Raw genomic sequence first — 15,577 nt, 5'->3', positions numbered from 1 at the left:
TGCGACCTTTGAGCACCTTCGGCCAAGGGCGGGACGGGCCTCGACCCTTCTGGGCCTCGTAAGACTCGGCGCTGGATGGATGGTTGCTCGGCGGGACAGCGACGACCGGATGCGCAGGGTGGGGACGTCGCCGGTGGGCCGAAGCAATTCGACACGATCACCGTTTCTGCGGTGCTGCAGGTCGCCATTACGGGCCGGTCGTCCGTGAGGTTCCGGATTTCGGAAGGCGACTGCGGAGCGGCGCACCACCGGACTTCAGCTCACCACCGGGCTCAGTTCCCGAGGAGGCCCTTCGCCACGTGGGTCACCTGGATCTCGTTGCTGCCCGCGTAGATCATGAGCGATTTCGCGTCACGAGCCAGCTGCTCCACCCGGTATTCCGACATGTAGCCGTTACCGCCGAACAGCTGCACCGCCTCCATCGCCACCTCGGTCGCGATCTCCGACGAGTACAGCTTCACGGCCGAGGCCTCCGAAAGGCTCAGCGGTTTACCGGCCCTCCCACGCTCGATGATGTTGAACACCATGTTCTGCACATTGATCCGGGCGACCTCCATCTTCGCCAGTTTGAGCTGGATGAGCTGGAAGCGGCCGATCTCCTGGCCCCACAGTTTCCGGTTGCGGGCGTAATCGGTGCACAGGCGCAGGCATTCGTTGATCACACCCAGGGCCATGAACCCGATGCCGACCCGCTCGGCCACGAAACTGGATTTGGCGCTCTCCCGGCCGTCGCCGCCGCGGTGCTCCTCGGTTTCGCCGAGCAACCGGTCGCGGCCGAGACGGACGTTGTCGAAGAACAGCTCCCCGGTGGGCGAGGCGTGCAGGCCCATCTTCTTGAAGGGTTTACCTTGGGTGAGCCCCTCCATTCCCGCGTCGAGGACAAAGGTGAGCACCTTGCGGTCGCGGGACGGGGTGCCGTCGCCCTCGTCCAGTTTCGCGTAGACGACCAGGGTGTCGGCGAAGGGGCCGTTGGTGATGAATGTCTTCTGACCGTTGAGGATGTAGTCCTCACCGTCACGTCGCACATAGGTCTTCATCCCGCCGAACGCGTCCGATCCGGAATCGGGTTCGGTGATGGCCCAGCACGCGATCTTGCGGAGGCTGACGATATCGGGCACCCACCGCTGCTGCTGGGCGAGTGTGCCCCGGGACAGGATGGTGGCGCCGCCGAGCCCGGTGCTCACCCCGAGCGAGCTGCACAGACCCATACAGACGCCGGAGAGTTCGCTGGTCAGCACGGCCATCATCGTCTGCTGATCGAAACCGCCGCCGGACCCGTCCTTGTCCGCCGCGGCCGGCTTCTCCGTCCCGTCGGCAGCCGCCTGCTTCGCCGCCAGCTGCTTGTTCAGCGCCTCCTCGGCCATGGCGCCGATACCGAAATCCGCGTACAGCTTGCGCAGGATCGGATAGGGCAGCATTTCCCCGCTGTCCAGTGCGTCCAGGTGGGGTCGCACTTCCTTATCGATGAACGTCCGCACCGCGTCGCGGACCATCAGGTCGGTTTCGGACCATTCGAACATCGTCGTTCCTCCGGTTTCCAGCACACTGACATAGGCACACTCCACGCACCACGTACGGGCCGCCTTGTTGACAGCCTGCCAGTTCTCGGGGCGCGGCGCTGAGAACCCCCGAAATACAGACCCTCCTGCCACAGGGCCTCGCGACAGGGGGCACCCATCCGGATTCGAGGCGCGCGACCGAACACTCCGCCGAGGGATACAGATCCCCGGGCGCTCACGTCGACCACGACGCACATGGGGGCGGGCCCGCACCCACAGACGAGCACCGGTGTCCCGACGCAACGATCCGGGTAACCGCGCACCTTGCGGCGATCGCCCCTCGCCGACAGCGATCCGTCGACTTCCCACTGAATGCCGACGCAGTGGGCTCCGATCCGGCCGGACAGTATGATCCGTGGGCGGCCCGATCGTTCTGTCGCATTTCCGGCACGGTCGATCATCGGGCCGCCGGCTTGCGGCTCGTGAGACCCGAGCCCTGCGAACGAGAGGCCGGGGAGGGCTTCAGTGACCAGTTCTGCCAACCGGGCGGCTCGGGAAGCCGCAGAACGGCTCGCTGCCGCCGCGACACGTGCCGCCGAAGAGATCTCCGAGAGGGGCACCCGCCCGACCGGGAGTGCGGTCGGGCGGGTGCCCGATATGATCCCCGACAGCGCCGCTGTCCCGCGCCTGGCCGAGGCCGAGAATACTCGGCGGACCAGCGACAGTGCGCGCGTACGCGGGCCGGCGGCCCTCCCTCCTGCCTCGGACGGTGCGGCGGCAGGGCGACGTGCGTACTCGAAAGCGGAGTACATCGCCATGTTCGAAGCCCGGCGTGGTCAGCCGCTGTCGTGGTCGGAGACGAAACTGCTCGATCTGGGTTGCATCGGTGCGACGATGGTGCGGTTGGGCCGCACCGGTATCGATCCACCTCCACTGCATCTCGCGTTCGCGGACGCTCGTGCCCACCGAGCAGCTTCGGAGGCGGAAAAGATCCTGGGGCCGGGTGAGGTGAATACCGCCGCAGTCAACAGTCTCGCGCGGGAACTCAGAAGTTATCGGATAGCGCTGAAGACTGCCGACCCCGCCGCATCGGATAGAATTCGAGACAAGATCACGGATTTGGAAGAAATCTTCGACCGAGCCAAGGCGATAACACGAAGTTACTGGTCCGATGCGATGAAGTCATACGACATCACCGATCTTCAGAACAGACGTGAGACCGCGAAGTTCGAGGGCAACCGGCTTGCGTTCGAGAGAGCATCCGGCATCGCCGACAAGTTCAATGAAATTCTCGCGGGCAAACCGATCGACGCCACCGAATTCGAGCGCATCGCACGGCAGGACGAACAGCTGGCGGGCCTGCACGGGATCGCTGAGTCACTGCCCTCCGGCGATCTGGCGGATGTCCGCGCGACGGTATTCAGTAAACATTTCTGGTCCGGCCAGATCGAGACTCTCGACGCGACGGGGCAGGTGGTGCGCGATATATTCGGCAACCCGCAGGGACGGGCCGGCGACATACCGGATCCGGACAGATTCGCTCCGAATGCGGACACCGGCCAAGTAGATATGTCCCGAGACCTCTACAAGGGAAAGCCGGGATTCATAAAATTCGACTACGGATGGTACGACGAGAAGAACGGATGCTGGTGGAATGCGAATCATGCCGAACATTCAGACGCAGATCGCCGAGCCGCAGACCCCATGCGATTCTATCAATGTTCGCCGGAGGTTTTCCTCGCCGGACTGGATGACTTCGATAGTTCTGTAATGTGTGTTGCTTTTACGAGAACCACGTTGTCCTGATATCCCGGAGCCGGCACAGATAGAGAATGGAAGCAATGGATCTCGCCGACTATCTCAACGAAGAAGTCGTACTTTACGGTATGGCGGAGAACGCCATGTCGGGCGCTGTCCTGCGCTGCGGAACCAGTTCCTATGTCTACATCGATGGGCTGGCCCGATGGACAGATACCGAAAAGTACGGCGCGTTCGAAGTCACCGGAATACTCAGCGAGGAGATCGACACCACGCCCGATGTTCCCGCACACTTCGCGCATGCCCGCGAGCGGTACTACGTGGTGAAGAATCCGGTGTGGAAACGCATAGGGTGAGCAAGCGCCCCCAGGACACCCGCAGATACCCCCGGCGGGAAGCCCTCGGAACGAACCCGCACCGCCCCGGCACACAAACGGGAGCCTACAGACGCGCACCCGCGCAAGGTCGGTGCGTGCGTCCCGACAGTGGTGGCCGAATGGTCGGCACTCGGTAGGTCGCGGGAGCCGCTCCGGGCACCGTATCTCCGGCGACCCGCGTCGGGGGACCGAACTCCAGTCCGAGCCGGAAGTGAGCCGACGCCGTCCATCCACAGCGGGACCCGCCGGGAACAGTCCCGTCCGATCCGCGGGATTCGACGAGCGATGTTCGCCTCGCCGATCCCGCGGAGTCGGTCTGTCAGCGCAGCGCGCGGGCCAGGTTGGCGTCCAGCGCGGCCAGGAACTCCTCGGTGGTGAGGTAACCCTGATCCCCGCCGACCAGCGCCGCGAGGTCCTTGGTCATCTGCCCGCCCTCGACGGTCTTGATGACGACGTCCTCGAGGGTCTGGGCGAAACCGATGACCTCGGGGGTGTTGTCCAGCTTGCCCCGGTGCTCGAGGCCTCGGGTCCAGGCGAAGATCGATGCGATCGGGTTGGTCGAGGTCGGCTTGCCCTGCTGGTGCTGGCGGTAGTGCCGGGTGACCGTGCCGTGTGCGGCCTCGGCTTCACAGGTCCGGCCGTCCGGGGTCAGCAGCACCGAGGTCATCAGGCCGAGCGACCCGAAGCCCTGCGCGACCGTATCGGACTGGACGTCGCCGTCGTAGTTCTTGCAGGCCCAGACGTAGCCGCCCTCCCACTTCATGGAGGAGGCGACCATATCGTCGATCAGCCGGTGCTCGTAGGTGAGACCGGCCGCCTCGAACTGGCTCTTGAACTCGGCTTCGAAGACCGCCTCGAAGGTGTCCTTGAACATGCCGTCGTAGGCCTTGAGGATGGTGTTCTTCGTCGACATGTAGACGGGGTAGTTCTGCTGCAGCCCGTAGTTGAACGAGGCGCGCGCGAAGTCCTCGATGGACTTCTTGAAGTTGTACATACCCATCACGACGCCGCCGTCCTCCGGCATCTGCACGACCTCGTGCACGATGGGCTCGCTGCCGTCCTCGGGGGTGAAGGTGAGAGTGACGGTGCCGGCCTGGAAAACCTTGAAGTCGGTGGCGCGGTACTGGTCGCCGAAGGCGTGACGGCCGATGATGATCGGCTTGGTCCAGCCCGGTACCAGGCGCGGAACGTTGGAGATGATGATCGGCGCGCGGAAGATGGTGCCGCCGAGAATGTTGCGGATGGTGCCGTTGGGCGACCGCCACATCTTCTTGAGGCCGAATTCCTCGACGCGGGCCTCGTCGGGGGTGATCGTCGCGCATTTGACACCGACACCGTGCTGCTTGATGGCGTTGGCGGCGTCGACGGTGACCTGGTCGTCGGTTTTGTCGCGGTATTCGATGCCGAGGTCGTAGTACTCGAGGTTCACATCGAGGTACGGGTGGATCAGCTTGTCCTTGATGAACTGCCAGATGATCCGGGTCATCTCGTCGCCGTCGAGTTCAACGACGGTGCCTTCAACCTTGATCTTGGACATGGATCTTCGTGTCCTCCTAAGACTGGTGCCCTCATTGCACGGCCAGGCGAACACGCTTGTGAGCGGACCCCAGCTGTTCAACAGACAACGTATACATCCCGCGTTGTCCACGAGACGTCTGGTGTAACCAAGACGAGCGTACTGCTTGTGGCGGTCTCACGGTGCAGCCAGCCCCGGTCGTGAGATCTCACATGGGTGAGACACGCCACAAGATTACCTGGTGGGCGCGTATGCCGATTTCGATCCGTATCGGCGCCCGGCTACCATATTCGGCAGGTCATGAGTGTCAGCACCAAGCCCCGGCTCGCTGGCCGGCAACCCTCCTGCTGCGGTGGGGTGCTCCGGGTGATGACCTGGCTCCCGGGAGCCGGGAGCAAGCGCACGTCAGGAGGTCGTCGATTTGTGCCGGTGCTGGTCGCGTTGACCGCGACGTTCTCACGACTCGACGAGAAATCCCCCATTTTCTGGAGCACGATATGAGCGATCACAGTATTCGTGGTGCGACCGCTGCCGGAGCTGTCCGCCGGCGACGGGCGGTCGCGTCCGGCGGCCTCCGCGCCCGCACAGCCGCAGCCACAGCGGCGATTCATACGCTCCGGGCATCAGTACCGTTCGCCGGTTCAGCGGAATTCCTCGCGTGAAGGTGGGCACCGAATCGACCACCGCTCGGCCGGTGGCCCAGTTACCGCCGTCCGACGGCACCCTCGGATACGTCGACATCGGCGAACTCACTCTCGAGAACGGCGCCCGGCTGCCGCGGGTCCGGCTGGCCGTGCAGCGCTGGGGGGAACTGTCCCCGGCCCTGGACAACATCGTCCTGATCGAGCACGCGCTGACCGGTGACTCCCACGTCTCGGGTGACCCGGACGACGACCATCCGCAGGCCGGATGGTGGAACGGGATGGTCGGGCCGGGGGCACCGCTCGACACCGACGAGTGGTGCGTCGTGGCGACCAATGTCCTCGGCGGCTGCCAGGGCAGCACCGGCCCGGCCTCGCTCGCACCGGACGGCGCACCATGGGGTTCGCGATTCCCGCAGATCTCCATCCGCGACCAGGTCGCGGCCGAACTGAAGTTGTTCGACCTGCTCGGTGCGCCCCGGCTGGCCGCGGCGATCGGCGGTTCGATGGGCGGGATGCGCGTCCTCGAATGGATGCTGCTCGCGCCGCAGCGCCTGGCCGCCGCACTGGTCCTCGCGGTGGGCGCGCGGGCCACCGCCGACCAGATCGGCACCCAGAGCACCCAGATCGCGGCGATCACCAGCGACCCGGACTGGCAGGGCGGCGACTACCACGGCACCGGGCGCGCGCCGATAGCCGGGATGGGTATCGCGCGCCGGATCGCACACCTCACCTACCGCACCGAGGTCGAACTCGACAGCCGGTTCGCCAACAGCCCGCAGGAGGGCGAGGATCCCTGGGACGGCGGCCGGTACGCGGTGCAGAGCTATCTCGAGTACCAGGCCGAGAAACTGGGCCGGCGGTTCGACCCGGCGACCTATGTGCTGCTGAGCGAGGCGATGAACCGGCACGATATCGGCCGCGGCCGCGGCGGGATCGCGGCGGCGATGGCCGCCTCCGAGGTGCCGTGCATCGTGGGCGGTATCGATTCCGACCGGCTGTACCCGCTGCACACCCAGCAGGAACTGGCCGATGGGCTGGCCGGCTGCCGGCATTTCGAGGTGATCTCCTCGCGGGACGGCCACGATGCCTTCCTCACCGAGGCGGCGGCCATCGGCAAACTGCTGGTCCAGACGATGAACCTGGCCCGCGCCGGACGCTGAGCGCCGGCGGCGCCTCCGGCCCGATCAGCCCACGCCGAGGGTGTTGATGGTCGCGGCGAGGAAGACCACGGCGCCGCCCAGCAGGGTCAGCGCGCCCACATCGAACGGTTTGCCGCGCACCGCGAGCAAGCCGACCCGGGCGGTCGGCAGGCACAGCCGGAACGCGGCCGCGATGAGGGTCGCGCCACCGAAGAAGAAGGCGCCACGGCGCCAGCGATCCTGCGCGACGAACACCACGGCGATCAGCACGACCACCGCCACCACGACCATCGGCAGATGGCAGCGCAGGAAACCGGCCCATCGGCTGCCGGTGCCGGGATCGTCGTGGGTCGGGGTCGCGGCGTCGGTCACGGGGGCGATTGTTCCAGATCCGGCCGATCAGGTCTGCACGAGCGGTTCGTAGTCCGCCTCGGATACGCCGAATGTCCACGCGACGCCCTCGCGGGCAGTGCGGGTCGCCGGGGGCACCCGGAGCCAATAGGTGCGGCTGGTGCCGTCCGGTTCGGGCGTCGAATTGACCACCTCGACCATGACGACGTCCTCGTCGCCGGTCAGCGGGATCCGCCACAGGATCCCGGTCTCGTCGCGTTGGACGGGTTCGGCACCCGATTCCGACAGGTACCGGTCGTACCCGTAGAACTCGAGCATCACCCGGCGCAGCTCCGCGTTCTCCTCGCCGCGGATGCGGTCGGCGGTGAGCGAGGCGAGTCCGGCGATGAATTCGCCGGGTACCGGCATCCCCCGCCAGGCGTACAGGGCGAAATCGTCGGAGTAACCCACCGCCGGCCCGTCGCCGCGGTCCAGCCGGCCGGCCTCGTCGCGATACAGCGCGGTGGGCCGTTCACTGATGACCGCGAGGTTCTCGTACGGCCACCACCAGCCGGCCTCGCGCGCCACCGCGGCCAGCCCTTCCAACGGGGTACCGGCACCGGTGTCGAAGGCGCACAACCAGGCCGCGTCGTGCTGCCCCAGCACCGCGTCCAGTAGCAACAGCCGGGCCCGCAGTTCTTCCTGTCCCGCCGGCCGGGTGGCTCCCGGCTCCCCGGCGGATGCCGACGATTCGGGGGATATCGCGGCGACCACACCGTCTCGGATGCGGCTCACGACAGGTTCGGTGAGATCCCACAGCCCCGCGCCGGTGGCCTGCCAGTGCCGGGCGAATTCGCGGGCACCCAGTTCGGTGTGCAACCGGTCGCGTTCGGCGGCCCAGGGAGCACTGCGTACTCGCTCCCGGACCGAGGCGCCCGCCTCCCCCGGCAAGACCTCCTCCGACAGCATGCGCACCGCCTCCCAGGGGGATCGGGCCCACCGGATCCGCTCGGGTGCGCGCAGACCGGCCCGTTCGTAGGCAAGCCGCACCCCTCGTTCGGCGGCTGCCCGATCCCCCGGGCCGGTCACGGCGGAAAGCGCCCGCCACTCGGCGTATTCGGTCACAGTTGTCTCGATTCTGTTCTCGTGCTGTGGTTTCGGCGGCCGGAATCAATCCGCGACGATGCGCACCGACCCCGGTACGTATTCGCGCTGGCGCACCACGCGGTACCAGCCCTTCGGCAACGTGATCGCGGAATGCTCCTCGTGCACCAGACGGGCGCCCTCGGGCAGGTGCAGAACCATGCTGTCCGAGCGATGCGGGTCGGGGAACAGCGTGCCGGGGGCGGCGATGGCGTGCGCGTGACCGGTCACCTCGCCGAGCGCCAGCACCATCCGACCCCGGGCGTCCCGGCGGGCCGGCTGCCACGTGGCCGCGGCGTCGGATACCGCGCCCTCGGCGACCGGAACGATAAGGACGTCTCCCTGGCGATACATGTAATTCCTCCCGTGACGGCAATCTCGCGCCGTGATGCCGGGACCATAGCGCCGCCGACCGACAGGTTCGGCGCACCCGCCGCCCCGAGCGCCCGGGCCGGCGCTGTCGCCCACAGGTCACCGAACGCTGGTAGAACCTTCTCGTTATCAACACGGCCGAGAGGGCGTCATGGCAATCGGAAAGCATCTCGCGGAACTCGGCGGACTGCCCGCCTTCGATTTCCCGCACTCGGCGGAGAACCCGCCCGACCTCCCCGCGGTGGACGCCGTCGCCTGGCGGATCAGCGTGGATTCCTGGCTGAGCAAACACAGTTGGGCCGACGTGTTCGCATCGTTCCTGGACACCGTGGACAGCACCCGAGTCCGCGCGCTGATCATCGGCAACTGGATCACCGAGGCCGCGCATCCGCAGACGGGAGGCGAGCCGGTGATCGAGGCGGTGGTCGCGGCGGCGGGCCGGCTGCCGCGGCTGCGGGCTCTCTTCCACGGCGACATCACCTGGGAGGAGAACGAGATCTCCTGGATCCGCCCCGGCCCCGCCGCCGAACTGCTGCGCGCCTACCCCGCCCTGCGGGAACTCGGCATCCGTGGCAGTGAGGGCCTCGTATTCCCGCCCACCACCCATCGTCACCTGGAAACGCTCACGATCCAGTCGGGCGGGACGCCGCGGGACGTGCTGCGCGGCGTCGCCGCGAGTGACCTCCCGGCCCTGACCACCCTGGACCTCTGGCTGGGGACCAGCGAATACGGCGGCGACGGGGAAGTCGCCGATCTGGCGCCGATCCTGGCGGGCGATCGGCTGCCCGCGCTGCGCCATCTGGGCCTGCGCAACAGCGAGATCCAGGACGAGCTGTGTGCCGCGCTGGCCGCGGCACCGGTGGTGGCCCGCCTCGAAACCCTGGACCTGTCGATGGGTGTGCTCACCGACGCGGGGGCTGCGGCCCTGCTCGGGGGGCAGCCGCTCACGCACCTGAGACGCCTCGACCTGCACTACAACTACCTCAGCGCGGAGATCAGCGACCGGCTGCGGGAAACGCTGGAACCGGCGGGAGTGGACCTGGACCTGGACTCCGACGACGCCGAGAACGATGTCGAGGACGACGGATCGGTGTGGCGCTTCGTCTCCTGCGGCGAGTGACCGGCGCACCCGGCCTGCGGCTGTCGGCCGGTCTTGGTAGAACGATCGCGACACCCGGGGACGACCCGGTCGCGGAAAGGCACACTCGATGATCAACGACGACCACCTGTCCGAATTCGGCGGTCTGCCGGTATTCGACTTCCCCGAGAATCTCGCGGCACCGGAGCACGTGGACGCCACGAGCTTCGACCACCCCGCGGTGGAATCGGTGGCGTGGCGGGTGGGCCGGATCGGCTGGGATTCGGAGGCATCCTGGACGGATCTGTTCGACCGCTTCGTCGAACTCGTGGACACCACTCGGGTCCGCGCATTCGTGGTCGCGTCTTGGGTGGATATCGAAGAGGACAGCGCCGAACCGGTAGACGCAGTGCTGGATTGCCTGGTGGCCGCCCGCGAGTGGTTCCCGGAATTGCGCGCGCTGTTCATCGGCGATATCACCCAGGAGGAAAACGAGATCTCCTGGATCTGCCAGGGGCGCGTCACCGATCTGCTGGACGCGTTCCCTGAACTCACGGAATTCGTGGTCCGGGGTTCGCAACAGCTGGTTTTTCCTGTCCTCCGGCACGAGCGGCTGGAGAAGCTCACGATCCAGACCGGCGGTCTGCCCGCGACAGTGGTACGCGGGGTGGCGGCAAGTGACTTCCCGGCGCTCACCCATCTGGAACTGTGGCTGGGCACGCCCAACTACCACGGCGATGCCGAGGTCGCCGACCTGGCACCGATCCTGGCGGGCGACCGGCTGCCCGCGCTGCGCCATCTGGGCCTGCGCAACAGCGAGATCCAGGACGATATCTGCACCGCACTGGCCGCCGCACCGGTGGTGGCGAGGCTGGAGAGCCTGGATCTGTCGCTGGGGATCCTCACCGATGCCGGCGCGGCCGCCCTGCTCGGCGGACAGCCCCTCACCCACCTGGAACGGCTGGACCTGCACCACAACTATCTCAGCGAGGAGATCCGCGACCGGCTGCGCGACGCTCTGCCCCCGAAGGTCGAACTCGATCTGGATCCGGGGGGCGCCGAGACCTACTCGCACAACGGCGAAGTGTGGCGCTACGTCTCCGTCGGCGAATGATTTCCGCGTCACCGGCGCGCTCCGGCGCGTACCGCTGGGTGGTGGTCGGTAACGGGGAGAACCGGCGGGTCCGGTCGTTCCGGGCGGCAGTGGTGGCGGCCGGGCTGCCCGCACCGCGCGTGGTGGAGTGGCTCGATGTACTGCGCGCGGGCGGGCACGGATTCACCGACGACGAACTGGTGCGACTGGATTCACCCGGCGAACACGCCGAGGTGGATCGCGTCCTGCGGGGGGTCACCGATCCGACCCGGGTGGAGGGGACCGGACGCTGGTACGCCGGTTTCGCGGCGGCGGTCGCGTCGCTGCGCGGCGGCTGCCGGCTCGACGATCCCGTGGAACTGGGCGTGCTCTTCGACAAACGACTGTGCCACGCGCGGCTGGCCGCCGCGGGAGTGCCCGTGCCGGCCTCGCCCACCTCGGGCCCCGGCACACCGGTAGGTGATTGGGGTGACCTGCGGGCACGGATGCGGGCGGCCGGCCTGGCGCGCGTGTTCGTGAAGATCGCGCACGGCTCGTCGGCCTCCGGGGTGCTCGCCCTGGAAACACACTCCTCGGGGCGGCTCCGCGCCACGACCTCGGTCGAGGTCGGCCCCTCCGGCGCCCTGCACAATTCGTTGCGCGTGCGCCGCTACCACGCCGAAGCCGAAATAGCCGCGATCGTGGACCGGCTCGCCCCCGACGGCCTGCACATCGAACAGTGGATACCGAAGTCCGCGCTGCAGGGCAGGTCGTGTGATCTGCGGATCCTGGTCGTGGCCGGGCGGGCGACACATCTGGTCGCGCGGCGTTCGGCGGTGCCCATCACCAACCTGCACCTCGGCGGTGAACGCGGCGATCCGGACGCGGTGCGTGCCGCGGCCGGCGAACACTGGCCGCGGGCGCTCGAACTGGCGGAGCGGGCGGCCGCGTGTTTTCCGCGTACCCTTTGCGTCGGAGTGGATCTGCTGCCCACCACGCACTGGCGGGAATTCGTGGTCGGCGAGGTGAACGCGTTCGGCGATCTGCTGCCCCGGGTCACCGGTCTACCCGGTTCGCCCGCGGTGGGGATGGACACCTACGCGGCCCAGATCGCGGCGGCCCCGCGCTGGTACGGTGCGGTGCGCACCGCATTCGCACCGGAGGACGAGCATGTACCGGCCTGATATGAACGAGGTGGTCGGCCGGGACGATCTGCTCCTGCTCACCCTCGACACCCTGCGCTACGACGTGGCGGTGGCGGAGACCGCGGCCGGCCGGCTGCCGAATCTCGCCGCGGCGCTGCCGGGCGGTGCATGGGAAGAACGCCACGCGCCGGGCAATTTCACCTATGCGTCGCATCAGGCCATATTCGCCGGATTCCTGCCCACTCCCGCCACACCCGGTCCGCATCCCCGTCTGTTCGCCGCTCGATTCGCCGGCAGCGAGACGACCGCCCCCGGAACCTTCGTGTTCGACGAGCCCGATCTGCCCACCGCGCTGACCGCGCTCGGCTATCGCACGGTGTGCGTAGGCGGTGTGGGTTTCTTCAACAAACAGGGCGCGCTGGGCAGCACCCTTCCCGGGCTCTTCGCCGAGAGCTACTGGGAGCCGGGCTTCTCCGTCGCCGCGCCGACCTCGTTCGAAGCGCAGGTGGAATGCGCGCGCCGGGTGATCGCCGAAACGCCCGCGGACCGGCGCCTGTTCCTCTTCCTCAATGTCTCGGCCCTGCACCAGCCCAACTGGTTCCATCTGCCCGGCGCCACCCGGGAGGCCGGCGACACCCGGGAAACGCATGCCGCGGCGCTGCGCTACGTGGATCGCCATATCCCGCCCCTGTTCGACGCCCTGCGCACCCGCGGGCGCTGTTTCGCGGTCGTCTGCTCCGATCACGGGACCGCCTACGGCGAGGACGGATACATCGGGCACCGGCTCGGGCACGCATCCGTGTGGACCGTTCCCTACGCCCATTTCTTCCTGGAAGCGGACCCTCGCGGGCCCGCGTACGACCGTTCCGAGGCCCCCGCATGACCAGTACCCTCACCCGATTACCGCGGCCCTACCAGAGTTACGTCTACGCCTATCCGCACAAGACGGCCTACCGCCCGCTGGCACCGCGCCCCACCCTGCACGAGGTGTGGGCGGGTGAGCCCCGCGATCCGCTCTCGCTGTACCTGCACATCCCGTTCTGCGAGATACGTTGCGGCTTCTGCAATCTGTTCACGCGGGTCGGCGCCCCCGGTGACCTCACCACCCGCTACCTCGACGCCCTCACCCGCCAGGCCGAAACCGTGCGCGCGTGCCTCGGGACCGAGCACAGCCCGCGCTTCGCCAATGCGGCGTTCGGCGGTGGTACACCCACTTTTCTGGAGGCCGGCGAACTGATCCGGCTCTGCGATATCGCCGAGTGCGTCATGGGCGCCGACCTGGGCGCTATCGGGTTCTCGGTCGAGACCTCCCCCGCCACCGCCACCGCCGACCGGCTCGCGGTGCTCGCCGGACGCGGCGCGACCCGGATCAGTCTCGGCGTCCAGAGTTTCGACGAGAACGAGTCCCGCGCGGCCGTCCGGCCACAGCGGCGCGCCGATGTGGAAACCGCGCTCGCCCGGATCCGTGACACCGCTGTCGACGTACTCAATATCGATCTGATCTACGGGATCGACGGTCAGACTCCGGCGAGCTGGCGGTACTCGCTGGACGCGGCGCTGGCCTGGCAGCCCGAGGAGATCTACCTGTACCCGCTGTACGTGCGCCCGCTCACCGGTCTGTCCCGCCGCGACCGCGCCGCCGCGGACCTGGCGTGGGACGAGCAGCGCCTGCGGTTGTACCGGGAGGGCCGGGATCATCTGCTCACTCAAGGTTACGAACAACGGTCCATGCGCATGTTCCGCCGAATCGACGCGCCCGCGCCGGGCCCCGACGACTACTCCTGCCAGACAGACGGCATGATCGGCCTGGGCTGCGGAGCCCGCTCCTACACCCGGAACCTGCACTACTCGTTCGACTACGCGGTCTCGGCGCAGGAAGTCCGGGCGATCATCGACAGCTACACCGCCACCACGGATTTCGACCGGGCCGTCGTCGGCCGGGCGATCGATGCGGGCGAGGCCCGGCGCCGCCATCTGCTCCAGTCGATCCTGCAGGCCGACGGCCTGCCGGTCGCGGACTACCGGGCTCGTTTCGGCACCGAACCGCACACCGATTTCCCGGTGGAACTGGCGCGGCTCGCCGAACGCGGCTGGCTGGCCGATACCGGTCCCGCGCGGTTGCGGCTGTCTCCCGAGGGCCTGGCCTACTCCGACGCGATCGGCCCCGAGTTCTTCTCCACCGCTGTCCGCGCGGCCATGGCCGAATACGAACTTCGGTGACCGGCGGTGGACCTCACTCTGCTCTACCGCGGTCCCCTGGCCTCCTGCGATTACGACTGCCCCTACTGCCCGTTCGCGAAGCGCCGGGACAGTCGTGACCAGTTACGCGCCGACCGCGCGGCGCTCGACCGGTTCACCGCCTGGGTGCACGAGCAGCGCGACGACCGGATCTCGGTACTGTTCACCCCGTGGGGCGAGGGCCTGGTCCGGTCCTGGTACCGCCGGGCGCTGGTCGAACTGTCCCGGGCGCCGGGGGTCGGCCGGGTCGCCATCCAGACCAATCTGAGTTGCCGCACCGAGTGGCTCGGCGAGGCCGACCGCGACACCGTCGCACTGTGGTGCACCTATCACCCCGGACAAACGCCCTACCAGCGCTTCCTCGGTAAGACCCGGGATCTCGCCGCGGCCGGTATCCGGTTCAGCGTCGGGGTGGTGGGTCTGCCCGGCCACCTGGAGCACGCGCGCCGACTGCGCGCCGACCTCCCCGAGCACATCTATCTGTGGATCAACGCGGCCGAAGACCACTCCTACACCGATGCCGAGGCCGCCGACTGGACTGCGGTCGACCCCCTGTTCCCCTTCAGCCGCGACCCGCACCATTCCCTGGGCCGGGCCTGCCGGACCGGGGCCTCGGTCCTCTCGGTCGACGGCGACGGCACCGTGCACCGCTGTCATTTCGTGAAGGAGCCGCTGGGCAACCTCTACGACGGCTCCTACCGCGAAGCTCTGCGACCGCGGCCGTGCCCGCGCACGCTCTGCGACTGTCATATCGGCTACGTCCACCTGGAAACGCTGCCGCTCTACGACGTCTTCGCGGGCGGGGTCCTCGAACGCATCCCGGCGCCCGGCATCCGGCACGAGCCAGTGGCTCTGCCTCTGCCGAAATTTCCCATCGCTTCCGGCACGTGAATCCGCTCGAGAACACATTCTCCGGACGGTCGGCGTCCGCAGCCGGGCCCGCCTCGGTTCTGGAGCGCGTGCGGTTGGCCGTCCATAGACCGGCGACCATTGAGCACTTACAGTGCCGTGAACCTACCCAGGCTGGTCAAGGCGCAGATCCGCACACACCTTCCGTCTGCTCCGGATGGTCCACCTCCCGGGTCGGGGCCCGCCCCCGATTCCGGACCGACGGAGCGAAGGAGCGCAGCGACTGAGCGCGTGCGGTTGACCCGTTCATAGATCGGCGGCCATTGAGCACTGACAGTGATGTGAGCCTCCCCAGGCCGGTCGAGGCGCACGACAGCATGCACCTTCTGCCTTTTCCGGATGGTGTACCTCCCTGGT

14 protein-coding genes and 1 riboswitch are annotated in these 15,577 nt (G+C 67.8%); of the genes, 9 read left to right on the top strand and 5 right to left on the bottom strand.

Going from position 1 to position 15,577, the window contains the following annotated elements; all coding sequences use genetic code 11:
- Nucleotides 1-272 precede the first annotated feature (272 nt).
- Complete coding sequence (locus tag NF4_RS15095; protein WP_063127978.1) at nt 273-1,520, bottom strand: acyl-CoA dehydrogenase family protein; 1,248 nt, start codon at nt 1,518-1,520, stop codon at nt 273-275.
- 636 nt (nt 1,521-2,156) lie between these two features.
- On the opposite strand from NF4_RS15095, the gene NF4_RS15090 reads away from it, so the two are divergent.
- Entirely contained in the window at nt 2,157-3,305 is a 1,149-nt protein-coding gene (locus tag NF4_RS15090) for a hypothetical protein (RefSeq protein ID WP_198165341.1), read from the top strand.
- A 35-nt stretch (nt 3,306-3,340) separates the two neighbouring features.
- Nucleotides 3,341-3,613 (top strand): hypothetical protein, encoded by a 273-nt coding sequence (locus tag NF4_RS15085; RefSeq protein WP_063127976.1) that lies wholly within the window; start codon nt 3,341-3,343, stop codon nt 3,611-3,613.
- A gap of 340 nt (nt 3,614-3,953) precedes the next feature.
- Here NF4_RS15085 and NF4_RS15080 read toward each other — a convergent pair whose 3' ends face one another.
- A complete protein-coding gene (locus NF4_RS15080) occupies nt 3,954-5,171 on the bottom strand; it encodes an NADP-dependent isocitrate dehydrogenase (RefSeq protein WP_063127975.1) in 1,218 nt (405 codons plus the stop codon).
- Between the two features lie 275 nt (nt 5,172-5,446).
- Nucleotides 5,447-5,557: riboswitch (SAM riboswitch) on the top strand.
- Between the two features lie 251 nt (nt 5,558-5,808).
- On the opposite strand from NF4_RS15080, the gene metX reads away from it, so the two are divergent.
- Nucleotides 5,809-6,954, top strand: coding sequence for a homoserine O-acetyltransferase MetX (gene metX / locus NF4_RS15075; protein ID WP_084533137.1), 1,146 nt, complete (start codon nt 5,809-5,811; stop codon nt 6,952-6,954).
- Between the two features lie 24 nt (nt 6,955-6,978).
- On the opposite strand, the gene NF4_RS15070 is transcribed toward metX, so the two are convergent.
- The 3 genes from NF4_RS15070 to NF4_RS15060 form a co-directional block, all read right to left on the bottom strand.
- Nucleotides 6,979-7,224, bottom strand: a complete 246-nt coding sequence (locus NF4_RS15070; protein WP_083872253.1) for a DUF3017 domain-containing protein — start codon at nt 7,222-7,224, stop codon at nt 6,979-6,981.
- A 108-nt stretch (nt 7,225-7,332) separates the two neighbouring features.
- Entirely contained in the window at nt 7,333-8,388 is a 1,056-nt protein-coding gene (locus NF4_RS15065) for a DUF6745 domain-containing protein (RefSeq protein ID WP_063127974.1), read from the bottom strand.
- A gap of 45 nt (nt 8,389-8,433) precedes the next feature.
- Nucleotides 8,434-8,760 carry a DUF8820 family protein gene (locus NF4_RS15060; RefSeq protein ID WP_063127973.1) on the bottom strand — a complete coding sequence of 109 codons (327 nt, stop codon included), beginning with the start codon at nt 8,758-8,760 and terminating at the stop codon, nt 8,434-8,436.
- Nucleotides 8,761-8,929: 169 nt separating this feature from the next.
- On the opposite strand from NF4_RS15060, the gene NF4_RS15055 reads away from it, so the two are divergent.
- The 6 genes from NF4_RS15055 (at nt 8,930) to NF4_RS15030 (ending at nt 15,202) form a co-directional block, all read left to right on the top strand.
- On the top strand, nt 8,930-9,898 hold the full coding sequence (locus NF4_RS15055; protein ID WP_063127972.1) for an STM4015 family protein: 969 nt from the start codon (nt 8,930-8,932) through the stop codon (nt 9,896-9,898).
- Between the two features lie 88 nt (nt 9,899-9,986).
- Nucleotides 9,987-10,970, top strand: a complete 984-nt coding sequence (locus tag NF4_RS15050) for an STM4015 family protein (protein WP_063127971.1) — start codon at nt 9,987-9,989, stop codon at nt 10,968-10,970.
- A complete protein-coding gene (locus tag NF4_RS15045) occupies nt 10,967-12,112 on the top strand; it encodes an STM4014 family protein (RefSeq protein ID WP_063127970.1) in 1,146 nt (381 codons plus the stop codon). The genes NF4_RS15050 and NF4_RS15045 overlap by 4 nt, the downstream gene beginning before the upstream one ends.
- A gap of 1 nt (nt 12,113) precedes the next feature.
- Complete coding sequence (locus NF4_RS15040) at nt 12,114-12,956, top strand: STM4013/SEN3800 family hydrolase (RefSeq protein ID WP_063127969.1); 843 nt, start codon at nt 12,114-12,116, stop codon at nt 12,954-12,956.
- Entirely contained in the window at nt 12,953-14,293 is a 1,341-nt protein-coding gene (locus NF4_RS15035; protein ID WP_063127968.1) for an STM4012 family radical SAM protein, read from the top strand. Before NF4_RS15040 ends, NF4_RS15035 begins: the two co-directional genes overlap by 4 nt.
- A 6-nt stretch (nt 14,294-14,299) precedes the next feature.
- Complete coding sequence (locus NF4_RS15030) at nt 14,300-15,202, top strand: STM4011 family radical SAM protein (RefSeq protein WP_063127967.1); 903 nt, start codon at nt 14,300-14,302, stop codon at nt 15,200-15,202.
- The last annotated feature ends 375 nt before the right edge of the window (nt 15,203-15,577 follow it).

Source organism: Nocardia fusca NBRC 14340 (assembly GCF_001618425.1).
Lineage (GTDB): Bacteria > Actinomycetota > Actinomycetes > Mycobacteriales > Mycobacteriaceae > Nocardia > Nocardia fusca.
Note: the sequence above shows the minus strand (reverse complement) of the source record. Positions and strands in the feature narration are given on the sequence as shown.

Bases quoted from the DNA above. Each gene is read 5' to 3' on its own strand.
- NF4_RS15095 (WP_063127978.1), bottom strand. From the start codon at position 1,520: ATGTTCGAATGGTCCGAAACCGACCTGATGGTCCGCGACGCGGTGCGG.
- NF4_RS15090 (WP_198165341.1), top strand. From the start codon at position 2,157: ATGATCCCCGACAGCGCCGCTGTCCCGCGCCTGGCCGAGGCCGAGAAT.
- NF4_RS15085 (WP_063127976.1), top strand. From the start codon at position 3,341: ATGGATCTCGCCGACTATCTCAACGAAGAAGTCGTACTTTACGGTATG.
- NF4_RS15080 (WP_063127975.1), bottom strand. From the start codon at position 5,171: ATGTCCAAGATCAAGGTTGAAGGCACCGTCGTTGAACTCGACGGCGAC.
- NF4_RS15070 (WP_083872253.1), bottom strand. From the start codon at position 7,224: ATGGTCGTGGTGGCGGTGGTCGTGCTGATCGCCGTGGTGTTCGTCGCG.
- NF4_RS15060 (WP_063127973.1), bottom strand. From the start codon at position 8,760: ATGTATCGCCAGGGAGACGTCCTTATCGTTCCGGTCGCCGAGGGCGCG.
- NF4_RS15055 (WP_063127972.1), top strand. From the start codon at position 8,930: ATGGCAATCGGAAAGCATCTCGCGGAACTCGGCGGACTGCCCGCCTTC.
- NF4_RS15050 (WP_063127971.1), top strand. From the start codon at position 9,987: ATGATCAACGACGACCACCTGTCCGAATTCGGCGGTCTGCCGGTATTC.
- NF4_RS15045 (WP_063127970.1), top strand. From the start codon at position 10,967: ATGATTTCCGCGTCACCGGCGCGCTCCGGCGCGTACCGCTGGGTGGTG.
- NF4_RS15040 (WP_063127969.1), top strand. From the start codon at position 12,114: ATGAACGAGGTGGTCGGCCGGGACGATCTGCTCCTGCTCACCCTCGAC.
- NF4_RS15035 (WP_063127968.1), top strand. From the start codon at position 12,953: ATGACCAGTACCCTCACCCGATTACCGCGGCCCTACCAGAGTTACGTC.